This window comes from Paenibacillus solanacearum (assembly GCF_910593845.1).
Lineage (GTDB): Bacteria > Bacillota > Bacilli > Paenibacillales > NBRC-103111 > Paenibacillus_G > Paenibacillus_G solanacearum.
This window is the reverse complement of the sequence record NZ_CAJVAS010000008.1, coordinates 105,862-119,004: the sequence shown is the minus strand read 5'-3', so window position 1 is coordinate 119,004 and position 13,143 is coordinate 105,862. Positions and strand designations below refer to the sequence as shown.

General features: G+C 54.5%; 12 protein-coding genes. 3 read left to right on the top strand and 9 right to left on the bottom strand.

Annotated elements, in window-relative coordinates; translation table 11 throughout:
- Window positions 1–19: 19 nt before the first annotated feature.
- Together KXG62_RS11625 and KXG62_RS11620 are read right to left on the bottom strand one after the other, a co-directional pair.
- Entirely contained in the window at window positions 20–1,234 is a 1,215-nt protein-coding gene (locus KXG62_RS11625; protein WP_218092129.1) for a DegT/DnrJ/EryC1/StrS family aminotransferase, read from the bottom strand.
- A 2-nt stretch (window positions 1,235–1,236) separates the two neighbouring features.
- A complete protein-coding gene (locus KXG62_RS11620; RefSeq protein WP_218092128.1) occupies window positions 1,237–2,022 on the bottom strand; it encodes an endonuclease/exonuclease/phosphatase family protein in 786 nt (261 codons plus the stop codon).
- Window positions 2,023–2,305: 283 nt separating this feature from the next.
- Here KXG62_RS11620 and KXG62_RS11615 point away from each other — a divergent pair, with 283 nt between their 5' ends.
- Window positions 2,306–3,190, top strand: a complete 885-nt coding sequence (locus KXG62_RS11615) for an AraC family transcriptional regulator (protein ID WP_218092127.1) — start codon at window positions 2,306–2,308, stop codon at window positions 3,188–3,190.
- Window positions 3,191–3,315: 125 nt separating this feature from the next.
- Here KXG62_RS11615 and KXG62_RS11610 read toward each other — a convergent pair whose 3' ends face one another.
- Entirely contained in the window at window positions 3,316–4,833 is a 1,518-nt protein-coding gene (locus KXG62_RS11610) for a HEAT repeat domain-containing protein (protein ID WP_218092126.1), read from the bottom strand.
- 322 nt (window positions 4,834–5,155) lie between these two features.
- Between KXG62_RS11610 and KXG62_RS11605 the strand changes: the two genes are divergently transcribed.
- Window positions 5,156–6,076: a DMT family transporter gene (locus KXG62_RS11605; RefSeq protein WP_218092125.1), complete on the top strand. Its 921-nt coding sequence runs from the start codon at window positions 5,156–5,158 to the stop codon at window positions 6,074–6,076.
- 170 nt (window positions 6,077–6,246) lie between these two features.
- On the opposite strand, the gene KXG62_RS11600 is transcribed toward KXG62_RS11605, so the two are convergent.
- The 3 genes from KXG62_RS11600 to KXG62_RS11590 form a co-directional block, all read right to left on the bottom strand.
- Window positions 6,247–6,741 (bottom strand): C40 family peptidase, encoded by a 495-nt coding sequence (locus KXG62_RS11600; protein ID WP_218092124.1) that lies wholly within the window; start codon window positions 6,739–6,741, stop codon window positions 6,247–6,249.
- Window positions 6,742–6,910: 169 nt separating this feature from the next.
- Window positions 6,911–8,284, bottom strand: coding sequence for a sensor histidine kinase (locus KXG62_RS11595; RefSeq protein ID WP_218092123.1), 1,374 nt, complete (start codon window positions 8,282–8,284; stop codon window positions 6,911–6,913).
- Entirely contained in the window at window positions 8,281–8,970 is a 690-nt protein-coding gene (locus tag KXG62_RS11590; protein WP_218092122.1) for a response regulator transcription factor, read from the bottom strand. Before KXG62_RS11590 ends, KXG62_RS11595 begins: the two co-directional genes overlap by 4 nt.
- Window positions 8,971–9,192: 222 nt before the next feature.
- Between KXG62_RS11590 and KXG62_RS11585 the strand changes: the two genes are divergently transcribed.
- Complete coding sequence (locus KXG62_RS11585; protein ID WP_218092121.1) at window positions 9,193–9,852, top strand: deoxynucleoside kinase; 660 nt, start codon at window positions 9,193–9,195, stop codon at window positions 9,850–9,852.
- Between the two features lie 33 nt (window positions 9,853–9,885).
- On the opposite strand, the gene KXG62_RS11580 is transcribed toward KXG62_RS11585, so the two are convergent.
- From KXG62_RS11580 to KXG62_RS11570, 3 genes are all read right to left on the bottom strand, one after another.
- Entirely contained in the window at window positions 9,886–10,404 is a 519-nt protein-coding gene (locus KXG62_RS11580) for a hypothetical protein (protein ID WP_218092120.1), read from the bottom strand.
- A gap of 37 nt (window positions 10,405–10,441) precedes the next feature.
- Window positions 10,442–10,732: a hypothetical protein gene (locus tag KXG62_RS11575; protein WP_218092119.1), complete on the bottom strand. Its 291-nt coding sequence runs from the start codon at window positions 10,730–10,732 to the stop codon at window positions 10,442–10,444.
- Between the two features lie 88 nt (window positions 10,733–10,820).
- Window positions 10,821–13,124: a thiamine pyrophosphate-dependent enzyme gene (locus KXG62_RS11570; RefSeq protein ID WP_218092118.1), complete on the bottom strand. Its 2,304-nt coding sequence runs from the start codon at window positions 13,122–13,124 to the stop codon at window positions 10,821–10,823.
- Window positions 13,125–13,143 lie beyond the last annotated feature (19 nt).

Genomic DNA, 13,143 nt, shown 5'->3' with positions numbered 1-13,143 from the left:
TAGCCCACTCCTTAAATCGTCATTGGCCAGCATGTAAAACTTTACGTACCGCAGCTGCAATGTCATACATTGCCTGCTCGTCGGACAAAAGCACATTCTGGCCTAGCCAGAGCGCTTCCTGTTCGCTCAGTCGTTCACTAATCGGACATTCGTTAATCATCTCCGATCCTCTCCAATCACGGACCGCTTTAATGATCGCATGGTTACGATTCAGCGAAACATACCCCGCCGTAACGGGGATACCTTCTGCGTTCAACATTCGGATGATTTCAGCTTTGTCGCGCCTGCCCGCCCGGTCAGGTGCAATGCGGAATATATATAAATGATGGGCATGCCGGGTCATTTTCGGGTGACGCGCTGTTACTCGAACCCCATCTATATCCTGCAGCAGCTCGTCAAGCAGTCGGGCGTTTGCTTCACGCCTCTGCATCTGATCTTCAAGACGGGTCAACTGGGCTAGCAAGAGTGCAGCTTGCAGCTCAGTCATCCGATAATTTTGACCAAGGTTTGTATGCTGATACCAAGCCCCTCCTGGAACACGGCCGACATTACAGATCGACCACGCCAAGTCCCTTAACTCCTTGTCATTAGTTACCAGCAAACCGCCTTCTCCGGCATTTAAATTTTTACTTGACTGAAAGCTGAACGTGCCGATATCACCGATCGCGCCGACCCCTTGGCCGTCCCACTTGGCGCCGATAGCCTGAGCGGAATCTTCTATGACCTTCAGATTGTGAGCACGTGCAATCGTCATGATTCGTTCCATATTCGCGGGAGCCCCGCCTATATGTACCGGCATGATCGCTTTGGTACGCGATGTGATGGCGAGCTCAACCTTGTCGGGATCGATTAAAAAGGTATCCTCCTCGATATCTGCAAAGACCGGAATAACGCCGTAAGCTAGTGCGGCCGTGGCCGTTGCGATGAATGTATACGGGGGAATGATGACTTCGTCCCCTGGCCGAAGTCCCGCCGCTTGCAGAGCAACAGTAATGGCCACCGTCCCATTAACAACACTGACACCATACGCCGCATCCTGCAGCTTGGCTATCGATTCCTCCATTTGCAGCAACTTCGATGGATACTCGGAGGTCAGCGCCGTACCCGCTCCCCCCCACTTGCCGGAACGGATGACTTCTAGTAACATATTCTCCTCTAATGCATCAAATACGGGCCAAATCGGGAATGGCTGCGTTCGAACCGGAGTTCCGCCATTGATTGCTAAGTTTTCCATGGTTATATCCATTCCTTTCCTTTATCGTCTTGCCTTTGAATTTCCAGTACGCACACAATTGGTAAATGATCGGAAGCCGCAGAGGGGATGACTTCCGCCTGATCGAACCGTACTCCTCCATTGCCCACAATAAAATCGATTCGCTTGGCAGGATCGTTCGCCGGAAATGTTCCCTTTGTTTCATCCCCGTTAAAGGCATCATGAAAATGTCGGATCAGTAGTTCCATCTCAGGGGAATCCAACGTACTGTTAAAATCGCCGACGACGACCGCCGGACCGTCATCCTTCACCCACCGGATCGTCTCGTTCGACTGGATCCGCCTTTCATCCGCATCCAAACCCCAGTGTGTGGAATAAAAGTGAAGACGGTAACCGGAAATGTCAATTTCCGTTTCCAGCAGCTCGCGATGGTTGCCGACATAAGTCGAAAACAGCCGCTGTCTGCTGCTCAGAATCGGATATTTGCTGAGCACCGCAACTCCGTGCTTGCGCCGTTTTCCCCCGGACTCCGGAATCGGATCCAAATGGATGCTGCCACCAAAGACATATTCCATCCCCAAACGTTCTGCCAGCCGCATCGTCTGATTTTCGTAGCCGCTTCTCGGGCCCCAGTGCTCATCGACTTCCTGCAATCCCACAATGTCGGCGTTCGTCTGCCGAATGACTTCGGCAATTCTTTGCAGATCGACCCGATCATCCATCCCGCGTCCGTGTCTGATGTTGTAGGACATGATTTTAAGTCGCAATGTTTCGTTATGCAATGTGTTCACCTCGTTATAGTCCGGCATGTTCCACCTGCGTTTCGCGCAAGCATCGCCAGTCTTGCTTGCGCCGATCATGACACCTTTAAGAATATTTTTGCAGGAACTGTTTCCGTCGGCCTCTGTCTTTGTTTTCCTGTACGAGCGGTTTCATTACTTTCATTCTTAATGTAGCCGATTCACATTGGCCCTTGCAGGACATTTTTTTCGGGGCTGCGCCAGATTTTGCAAATTTTTTTTCAAATAGACACGCCGCTACCGAGGCGTTAAAATGTGGTTATTCGTGGACGATGCAGGAGGAGCAGATCCGATGACGATTTACCCGGAGTACCAGGACACGCTCGAGATCTCAAATGTCAAGAAAGGTCAGCTGCCGTTCTACATCCGGCGCAACACGATCGATACGAGCTATCATCTGCATCATCATGATTTCGCCGAATTTTCCGTGGTTGTAGGGGGAACAGGGACAGAAACGATCAACGGCGTCACTCATCCACTCGAATCCGGAACAGTCACGCTGCTGCCGCCGAATCAGATGCATAAATTCCGTTGTGATTCCGAGCCGCTCCAAATATACTGCTGCATGTTCGATACTCGCCTGTTGTTCGAATCGCAAACGGATGCCGAGCTGGGCCAGCTGCTGCTGCAAAGCGGCGAGCGCTATCCTTACTACTGCACCTTGCGGGGAGACCGTGCCGAGCGGATGTTTTTATTATGCAAGGAGATGTTTACGGAATATCAGGAAGCACGCATCGGTAAATTCAGCGGGATCCGTGCCAAACTGATCGAAGGCTTGCTGCTTTTCTTCCGTTCTCAACTGGAGGCGTCTCCCGGAGCGGTGCAGGAATCTTTCCGGGATGACAAGCGTTGGGACTGGGATATTATTCAACATGTGCATAAAAACTACCTGGAAAAGCTGACGCTTGAGGAGTTATCAGCGAAGTTCGGGGTGAGTCCGGCCTACATCAGCCGATTGTTCAAAAAATTGACGGGCTGCGGCTTCCTCGAATATTTGCATACACTGCGTATTCGCAGAGCATCCAGCCTGCTTCTTCTGACGGATATGGCGATTACGGACGTCTCCTCGGAAGCGGGTTTCGAATCCCTCCGCACGTTCTGGCGCGTATTCAAAGAAATGAAACGAATGACACCGGGGGAATTTCGGCAGTTGTACGGTCATGACACTTCCGATTAAACTTGCCCCGCATATCCTCTGAAATTACAAAAAAGCATCCGGCACGTTCCCGTGCACAGATGCTTTGCTTACCTTTCTTGCACTCCCATAGCGGCTGCCCTACTTATACCGCGCAACCCTTCAAGTTAAAACATCGTCTTCGGCGTCGTTGTACTGCACCAGCGGGACGTCCGGAGAAACTTCAGCAGTGCCTGCTTCGCTTGCTCCGTACCGATATAATACAGCGCTTCCGCCGCATTGGCGCGAACGTACCGGTTATCGTCATCCAGCGCCTTCACAATCGCCGGCACGGCTTGATCCGCCGGCGCGCCGATGCGGGACAACGACAAGCCCGCCATGAAGCGCACCTGATCGTCGTCATCCTGCAGCGATTGCTCCAACGCAGCGACAATGACTTCATCGGACGCGCCCGCGCCGATCATGCCGAGCGTCTCGACGACGGTGCGCCGCGCTTTCGCATCCGCATCGGCGCTGCGCAGCCGCTCGACCAGCACAGGCACCGCCGTCGCCGCGGCGCCGCCGAGCTCACCGAGAGCGAAGGCCGCGTAGGCGGCTGCATCCGCGGGGCCGGAGCGCATGATCGCCGTCAAGCCGCCGATCGCCGCCGGTCCTGCGATGTAAGCGCCGTAGGCGGCGGAACGGGCGGCGATGCCGCTGCCGCGCTCGATCGTATCGAGCAGCGCGCGCAGTCCCTGCTCTCCCATGCGCCCCAGCGCGTACGCCGCGTTCAGCGCGACCGGCTCGAACGCATCGTCCAGCGCCGCGGCCAGCGCGGGAACTGCCCGGTCCGCGGCGGCTTCGCCGATGAGCCCGAGCTCGTCGGCCGCTTTGGCGCGAAGCGAGCGGTCGTCGCTTTGCAGCTGCGCGATCCATTCATCGGCAGCCGAGGCGCTGCGGCCGCCGATGGAAACGTTCGCATCCTGCTGCTGCCCGGTCAGCCAATTCCACGTATCGCGCCAAATGAGCTCGTGCTGGACAATCGGCTTCGCGAAGGAAGCCGGCGTAATCCATTCGTCCGAAGAGTTGTTCCAGCTTGGCCGGGTCGGCATCTCCGTGCGGACGAATTGAAACTTCAGCATATAACGGTCTTTGCCCGAGATGTTCGCCGTCGCCCGATGCCAAATATCGTACTGAACGAGCGCGAAGGTGCCCGCTTTGCCGTGAGAGGTGACTTCCAGCTCGGTATCGTCCGACTCGAACGTTCTCGTCTGGTAGCAGCCCGTACCCGGCACGACGCCGGTCGGCCCCATGTCAATGGTCACATCCTGCGGGAAATAAAAGATCATCGCCCACCACGGACGGTGATTGCGTACCCGCTGATGCCCCCAGTAGCTGTCTTTATGCCATCCGCCGGCGGTCGCTTTTTTGTTGAAATGGCCGTGCCGGTGCGGATGCATCATGTAATTCTCGCCAAGCACGCTTGTAAGCGCGCCTTGAATGACAGGATGGTCGAACACCCTTTGCAGATCGGGGATGCGCGGCAAAATGTTATTGCCCGGATTCCCCTCTTCGCCATATACTTCGTTCAGCTGCTGGAAGAGCGAAGCGTGGAACGATTCGGGAAAGTCCGTGTTCAGAATAAGGAAGCCTTCGCTAATAAACTTACGCATTTGTTCGTCGTTAAGCAGGAACGATTCGGACATTCGGAAATTCCTCCCTTGGTTATACATCGGATTGTACCCTCATTATAGGACCCGTGCATCATCAAGGAAATGGAAAATACCAATATAAACTTGCACAATCCTAAGGTGATCCCATCCAAACGGCATGCCGTTCGCCCGAGCCTTTTCCGGCAGCCTGTAGTTTCCGCTGATCTGCGGCTGCCAGCCCAGCTGCATATTTACACATCCCCGCCCGCATTGCTATAATGAAAGCTTGTGAAGAACGCGGCGCCGCGCAGCGGCGAACCCGCCGAATCACACATACCATCAGCCACCGTACAGCATAGCATAAGGAGACCCTCTGATGAATCACAACCCTCGTCCCCCGGTTCCGTTATGGCTGCCGCTCATGATCGGCATCGTAGCGATTTCTTTTTCGTCTATTTTTGTCCGTTGGTCAAATGCGCCGGTATCCGTGATCGCGATGTACCGCCTTGTGCTGACCACAATATTGATGCTTCCTTTCCTGCTGATGAATCACCGTCCGTCGATGCGCCGCTTGAGCCGCAAAGACTGGCTCCTGCTGTTCTGGTCGGGCTTTGCGCTAGGACTTCATTTTTTGCTGTGGATGGGCTCGCTCCGCTTCACTACGGTTGCCAGCTCCACCGCGCTGCTGACGCTGGAGCCGATCTTCGTGCTCATCGGCGCCTGCCTCGTCTTCCGACAACGGACGCACCCGCTCGCCGTTGCCAGCATGTTGACTGCCATCGCCGGCGCCATTATGATCGGCTGGGGCGATTGGGGCTGGGGCGGACAGGCGCTGCTCGGCGACCTGCTGTCGCTGCTCGGGGCGCTCGCCGTCGCGTTTCATATGCTGATCGGCAAAAACCTGGTGCAGCGAATACCGGCGTTTGTTTACAGCTTCTTCGTATTCGCCTTTGCCGCCGCCGTTCTTGCCGTCTATAACGTCGGGTTCGGCTATGCGATGATCGGTTACGAGGCCAAGGAGTGGGGCATCTTCCTGCTGCTCGCCATCGTGCCGACGCTATTCGGCCATTATTTGTTCAACTGGCTGCTGAAATATATGAAGCCGGAATCTGTATCGATGAGCGTGCTCGGCGAACCGCTGGGAGCGGCGCTGCTAGCTTATTTGCTGCTCGGCGAGTCGGTTACTTGGCTGCAAGCGGCCGCCGGGGCCGTTCTGCTGCTAGGTGTCTGGATGTTTCTGCGCGTCTCCAAGAAAGAGCCGCAGTCCGAGGCTGCAACGGCACTGCCTCCGGCTTGAGCGATTCCCTCCCCGCAGTCCAAGCGCAACCTGCGGCCATTAAAGCCAGGACGGCACCATGGCCATGCGCAAACAAGACAGGCACGTCTCCGCTTCTTTACAGCGGGGAGTGCCTGTCTTTGTTATTCCGGCGAATCGCCGGAAGCTTGTCCTATTGTCAACAGTTCTTTTTACAGCACGCGGCGAGCCGTGTTGTAATGCGCGGTCCACCAAGCGTTATTCATGTCCGAGATCGTGACCCCGGGCTTACCGTACGTATGCAATATTTTACCATTGCCAATATAGATGGCGACATGATGGATCGGAGCGTAAAAGAATACAAGATCGCCCGGCTTGAGCTGGCTTTTCGGCACGTAGCGCCCGACCTTGGATTGCTTCTTGGACGATGTGGGCAGCGTGATGCCATTTTGCTTATATACATGGTAAATGAACGAAGAGCAGTCGAAATATTTGGTCGAGCTGCGATCCGCCGCAAATTTGTATGGGGTATGCATATAGCTTTTCCCGGTGGCGACGATGCGGCTTGCTTTGGAAGACGAAGCCGTTGCTTGCGCGGCATGTGCCGTTTGTGCAGGTACGGCCGCCGTACCGGTCATGGCCAGCGCTGTGCTTAGGCTGAGTGCGACCATGATTTTCCCCCAGCGCTTACGATTCAGGTTTTTCATCGATGCATCCTCCTAATGTGCAGTGTGGTATGTGGCATGCCCCCACTATAGCACAGCATTCGATGGAATGATTATCCTGAACCCCAGCCGAACGTACGCGCCGCTTGGATTCGCGTGCAATTATTAGAATTCGATGAGAATTTGCTCAGCGCTTGCTTGGATATCGCTTTCAGTGCTCCGATTGCGTCTTCCACGGCAGCAATATCGTTACCGTCGACCCTTGGCCTGCCTTGCTGTCGAAGCGGATCGTCCCGTGATGCAAATCGACGATTTGCCGGGCGATGGCAAGCCCCAGCCCTGTTCCCCCGGTTTCTCGATTACGCGTTTGATCGACCCGGTAAAACCGCTCGAACACATGCGGAAGATCCTCCTCGGCGACGCCGACGCCCTGATCGGCGATTTTCAGCTCAGCAAAGCCGGAGACGTCCGCGAGCGTTACATCAATCGGCTTCACGCTATATTTGATCGCGTTATCGAGAATAATGATAAGCAACTGCTTTATTTTTTTGGCATCGGCCAGCAGCCGCTGCCGTTCGCTCACGCCCGACACCGTCAAACGGATGTCCCGGTTGAACGCCTGCTCCATCTGCTCCGTTGTCTCGCGAACAAGCGGCACGAGCGCCATCTCCTCCATCATCGCTTGTTCCTCTCGCTCGAACTCCGCCAGCTTCAACAGCGACTCGATCAGGCTCTTGAGCCTTCTTGTCTCCGAATGAATCGCATCGAGCGCTTCCCTCCGGATCGCAGGGTCGTTGCCTCCCCAGCGCTGGAGCATGGAGGTATAGCTTTCGATGACGGTCAGCGGCGTGCGCAGCTCGTGGGATGCATCGGCGACGAACTGTCTCTGCTTCCGGTCATGCTCCTGCAAATGCGTGATCATCTCGTTGAACGTATGCCCGAGCCGGCCGATTTCATCGCCCCGGGACGTATATTTTGGACCCAGCATCAGGAAGTCTCCCTTGCTGCGGATCATCTGCATCGTTTCGAGCATCTGGCGCAGCGGCCGGATAATGACCCGCGTATAGAACACGCTGCCGAGTACCGAAAATACGATAACGCTGAGGCTTGTGACCATAAGTCCTTGCCCTAATATTTCCATCAGGCTGCCGATCACATTCAGCGCTTTGCCAAGCTCGAGCTGCCCGATTTGCGTCCCGTTTTCGATGATCGGCACCTGAATGAACAGCATGCGCGCTTCAATGCTGTTATCCACATCGGAGTAATAGTCCGACCGATATACCGGAGGGTATTCCGTCAACCGTTTATTTGTTGAGATTTCCGCCATGACCTTATTCTCCGGCGATATAATGCGGATCATCGTATCGTCGCCGATGAACTCGCGAAGCAGCCGCGGGTTTCCCCAATTTTCCGGCTGATGAACCTGCGGATTGCGCAATATGATTTGCGCTTTATTCCACAGCATCCGGTTTTCCGCTTCCGTCGTTTTTTTGAATATATAATTATAAATAAACAGGTTGAAAAATAATAAAATCATCAAAATCCAGCTGCTCGTCAAAAGAACCAGACGGGTCCGCAGATTCATGATTCGGACTCCGACAACTCGTAGCCAACGCCGCGGGCGGTGCGGATCAGCTTCTTCTTGCAGCCCTTGTCGATCTTCTGGCGCAAATACCGGATATAGACATCGACGATGTTCGTATCGCCGACGAAATTGTAGCCCCATACGTCGGAAATGATCTGTTCCCGCGAGAGCACGTGATTTTTGTGCTGGATCAAATAGTGCAGCAGCTCGAATTCTTTGGGCGTCAGCTCGATGGGCGCCCCTCCGCGGGTGACCTTTCTCGCTTTCGGGTCAACCGTCAGATCGGCCGCCTTGACAGCCTCGCCCTCCGCCTTGGGCTTACGGGTCAGCCCAATTAAATTGCGGATTCGCGCCAGCAGCTCCTCAATGACGAACGGCTTGGTCACGTAATCGTTCGCGCCCAGATCAAACCCGCCGACAATATCAGGCGTCGTGCCTCTCGCCGTAAGCATAATGACGGGCATTGTCGCACATTCCTGCCGGATGCGCCGCAGCACCTCGAGCCCGTCTAACCCGGGCAGCATGACATCGAGCAGCACCAGATCCCATGCTTCTCCCAACGCTCTACAGACGCCTTCCTTGCCATCCGCCGCTCTTCCGACCGTATATCCTTCATGCTCCAGCTCCAGCTGCAATATGCGTGCGATCGCGTCTTCGTCTTCGATAACCAAAATGTTCGCTGTCATTCGCTGCTCTCCGGTTCGGTGGCATCTTTGCTTGTTATTACATGATTTCCACTTCGGCTGACGGCTATTCGCCCGTGCGACGATGCCGCACAGCGGACGGCCCGGATTGGAATAATATTGCTGTGCGAAGCAGACCGGTTCCTGCTATAATGGTTCAGTTCAACTATTCATTCAATCATAATGATATATGCGGTCGTTTTCGCTAAAGGAGAAAGGGGAAGCATGGCAGTGATCGTTGTCGGGGGTATGATCGGATTAGGCAAAACATCGGTAGCCGATTTGCTCGGAAAATCGCTCGGATCGGACGTTTTCTATGAAAGCGTGGACGAAAATCCGATATTGCCGTTATTTTACACAGCAACGCCGGAAGAAATCGAGCAAAAAAGATATCCGTATTTGCTTCAACTGTATTTTTTGGATACACGGTTTAAAGCGATCAAGCAGGCCTTGTTACATAGACACAATGTACTGGATCGCAGCATTTATGAAGACTGGTATTTCGCCAAAGTCAACCGGGAGCTCGGCCGCATCAGCGACCTGGAATTCGCGATCTATGAAAATTTGGCGAATAACATGCTAGAGGAACTGGAGGAGCTGCCTAAGAAAGCTCCGGATCTGATGATCTACTTGAAAGGATCGTTCGATACGGTCATGCGCCGAATCGGGCTGAGGGGCCGGTCCTTCGAACAGGACCCGGCGCTGATCGACTACTACCGCATTTTGTGGGGCGGCTATGACGATTGGGTAATGAACCATTACCACGCTTCGCAAGTACTGATCATCGATATGGACAACACCGACATCGTGAGCAGCCTGGACGACGCGGCCCGTGTGACGGCACAAGTCAAGGACAAGCTTCTGACGATTCAAGGCGCTTGCTGAGACAAGATAGAAGAAAAGAAGAGCAAAGACGAATCAGTCTTTGCTCTTCTCCGTTATGGCCGCGCCGTCGCTGCCGAACGCCATAATGACGTTTTGAATCTTTTGCAGTCGAATGAATTCGTTCTGCTTCAGGTCCGTTCGGAAGTAGGCGTACATATACGCCCCCTCAATGAAAGACAAAGACGGGTAGCAGACGATATCCGAATTGGTAAACGGGTTGTCGAGCAAGATTTGCCACTCGCCCACTCGCTCCTCCGCAGGCACGGAATCGAGCACCATCCTCTTATAGCCGATAATCTGTTCGAACTCCTTCCAGACGTTCGCCCATGACGGGCTAAATTGCACCGGCGCCGGGAACAGCTTGCGCGCGCAGTCCAGCAGCGCGGCTGTTGTCTCCGCCTCTGTTTCGTCAAACCGTTTGAGCCGGTCGCGGAACCCGTCCAGAAACTTGCGGAACCCGCTGAAGCCTTCGCTGACGATCGATTGCCGGAATTGCTCCAGCGCCTGCTCCGATCCGGCCTGTTCAAACACCGTAAAAGGATTCGATTGCATTCACTTCACACTCCTTTCCTTGCGTTGCGCACCTGAGTCAGGTACGCGTCTGGACGGTTAAATTCCCTTCGGCATCCATCAGCAGCTTGCGGGACGGGTCGTTTTTCAGCTTCACGTTGAATAGCTTCACACGGTTTTCGTCCGCATGAACCGGCGCCCACTCCCCGTGATCATTGTGTCCGATCGCTTCCAAAAAATGCGGCTTTTCCTGCTCTGCCGCGAGCTCCTGATCCCATTGCTTGACGCCATAGTAATTCAGGTCATAGTTGTTGCGCTGCACGCAAGCGGCAATCTCGCCGGTTTGCGCATGTCTGAGCACATAGGGCATAACGGTGTACCTCATTCTTATTAAATGAAAAGAAAAGGCGCAAGCTCTCATCAAGAGTTTGCGCCTGAATGAACGACCTTACCGCTAATTACAAGTAAGGATTTTCGTGCTTCGCCTTAAGACGGCTCCAACGGCGCTCGACTTCCGTCTCAAACGATTGAAGCGCTTCGGCGTATTCCGGCTTCGTCAAATGCTTTGTTTTACCCATGTTTTTGAGCCAATCACCGACAGGAATCCGTTTGTTCTTCTCTTCCGGATTGAATGTGATCGTCGTAACGCCGTTCTCGATCTCGTAGAGCGGGAAGAAGCAGGAGTTCACCGCTTCATCGATCAACGTTTGTCCGATTTGCTCTTCGGACAGCCAGTTGAGCGGACAGGTGATCAAGATTTTACCGTAAACGAGACCTTCGTTCTGCGCATAATATTGCGCTTTGGCCGCTTTCTTCAGCATATCTTGAGGCGCTGCTTCCGAACCCGTAAAGACGTACGGAATATTGGTTGCCGCCATAATTTGCGGCGTATCTTTATGGTGGAACAGCTTCCCGCCCTGATGCTTGCCGACGTTGGACGTGGACGTCCGGTGGCCGAGCGGCGTCGAGTAGGACAACTGTGCGCCCGTATTCATATAGCCTTCATTATCATACTCAAGAATGATCATCTTGTGGTTACGAAGCGCGGCGCCAATCGCCGGCCCCATCCCGATGTCCATTCCCCCGTCGCCGGTAATCATCACGAACGTGAAATCGTCCGGCAGGTTGAGCGAATCGAGTTCGCCGCGGCGTTTGCGCTCCCAGAACATTTCCACGACGCCGGACAGCGTAGCCGCGCCGCTTTGGAACAAGTTGTGGATGTACGTTGCCTTGTGCGAGGAGTACGGATAGCCGGTCGTTACGACCATCGCGCAGCCCGTATGGAACAGCGCTACGATATCGCCTTCGATCCCTTTGAAGAACAGCTCGAGACCGGAGAAAATACCGCAGCCCGGACAGGCGCCGTGGCCCGGAGCAAGCCGCTTCGGTTTCTTCGTCAGCTGACGGATCGGAGGTACTTTCACTTTCAGCTGCCCGGTCGCTTCGTCCTTGTTTACCGAGATCAGGCCGGTTTTCAAATCTTCATATTTCATCGGCTCGATTACGCGCTGAGGCACTCTGTTCGGGTCGCCCGGCGTGTGGCCGTAATAGTCGAATGGAATTTCAACGGTTCCTTTGTTCGCCGCTTCGATAGCCAGCTCGAAGAAATGATGACCGTCTTCCGCGTAGAAGTCTTTGCCGCCCAGACCGTATACGCGGCTGACGACTTGCGTCGAATGGTTGCCTTCTGTAAACAATGCCGCCTTGATCTCAAGCGTCATATTGCCGCCATGCGCACCGTAAGAGTCCGCACGGTCACCGATCGTTACTGCTTTAACGTTCTTCAGCACCTCAGCGATTTGTTTGGCTGGGAATGGACGAATCATGTTCGGCGCGATCGATCCGGCCTTGATGCCCTTCTCGCGAAGCTGGTCCACTACGTCCTTGATAATTTCCGAAGCGGAGTTCATCAGGAATACGGCCACTTCGGCGTCTTCCATCCGATACAGGTCGAGAATCGGGTAGTCGCGCCCGGTAAGCACCTTGTATTCTTGTTGGATGCGGTCGAACACTTCGCCCGCTTTGTACATCGCAACCGACTGCTGGTAGCAGTTGTTGATGTAATCCGGCTCGTTCATGTAAGGACCTACGGTAATCGGGTTATTCCGGTCGAGCACATGCGGGAACTGCTTCGGCTGCTCGCCGACGAATTGGTGCACGTCTTGCTTATGCGCGAACGTTTGTACGCGGCGCTTCTGGTGCGAAGTGAAGTAGCCGTCGGAAGCGACGATGACCGGCAGACGCACTTCCGGGTCTTCGGCCAGCTTGATCGCTATAATGTTCATATCGTATACGGCTTGCGGGTCGCGGCACATCAGAATCGGCCAGCCCGTATTGAGCGCGTAGTACAAGTCGGAATGGTCGCCGTGAATGTTGAGCGGACCGGATACGGAACGGCACACCAGGTTCATGACCATCGGGAAGCGCGTTCCGGATTGAACCGGCATTTGCTCCAGCATGTACAAGTATCCGTTGGCGCTGGTCGCGTTGAATACGCGTCCGCCTGCGGTCGAAGCGCCGTAACAAATACCAGCGGAGCCGTGCTCGCCGTCGGCCGGGATCAGCTTGATGTCGTGCTGCCCGTTCGCTTTCATCAGATCGAGAAATTGCGCGACTTCCGTGGAAGGCGAGATCGGGAAATACCCCATGACATGATAGTTGATCTGATGGGCTGCATAGGCGGCCATCTCGTTGCCGGATTCATATACCATCCGTTGTTCGACTGTACCTTGGCCGACCTCTTTATTCATTTCAATTGCCATTTATGATTTCACCTCTCCC

Bases quoted from the DNA above. Each gene is read 5' to 3' on its own strand.
- KXG62_RS11625 (WP_218092129.1), bottom strand. From the start codon at position 1,234: ATGGAAAACTTAGCAATCAATGGCGGAACTCCGGTTCGAACGCAGCCA.
- KXG62_RS11620 (WP_218092128.1), bottom strand. From the start codon at position 2,022: ATGCCGGACTATAACGAGGTGAACACATTGCATAACGAAACATTGCGA.
- KXG62_RS11615 (WP_218092127.1), top strand. From the start codon at position 2,306: ATGACGATTTACCCGGAGTACCAGGACACGCTCGAGATCTCAAATGTC.
- KXG62_RS11610 (WP_218092126.1), bottom strand. From the start codon at position 4,833: ATGTCCGAATCGTTCCTGCTTAACGACGAACAAATGCGTAAGTTTATT.
- KXG62_RS11605 (WP_218092125.1), top strand. From the start codon at position 5,156: ATGAATCACAACCCTCGTCCCCCGGTTCCGTTATGGCTGCCGCTCATG.
- KXG62_RS11600 (WP_218092124.1), bottom strand. From the start codon at position 6,741: ATGAAAAACCTGAATCGTAAGCGCTGGGGGAAAATCATGGTCGCACTC.
- KXG62_RS11595 (WP_218092123.1), bottom strand. From the start codon at position 8,284: ATGAATCTGCGGACCCGTCTGGTTCTTTTGACGAGCAGCTGGATTTTG.
- KXG62_RS11590 (WP_218092122.1), bottom strand. From the start codon at position 8,970: ATGACAGCGAACATTTTGGTTATCGAAGACGAAGACGCGATCGCACGC.
- KXG62_RS11585 (WP_218092121.1), top strand. From the start codon at position 9,193: ATGGCAGTGATCGTTGTCGGGGGTATGATCGGATTAGGCAAAACATCG.
- KXG62_RS11580 (WP_218092120.1), bottom strand. From the start codon at position 10,404: ATGCAATCGAATCCTTTTACGGTGTTTGAACAGGCCGGATCGGAGCAG.
- KXG62_RS11575 (WP_218092119.1), bottom strand. From the start codon at position 10,732: ATGCCCTATGTGCTCAGACATGCGCAAACCGGCGAGATTGCCGCTTGC.
- KXG62_RS11570 (WP_218092118.1), bottom strand. From the start codon at position 13,124: ATGGCAATTGAAATGAATAAAGAGGTCGGCCAAGGTACAGTCGAACAA.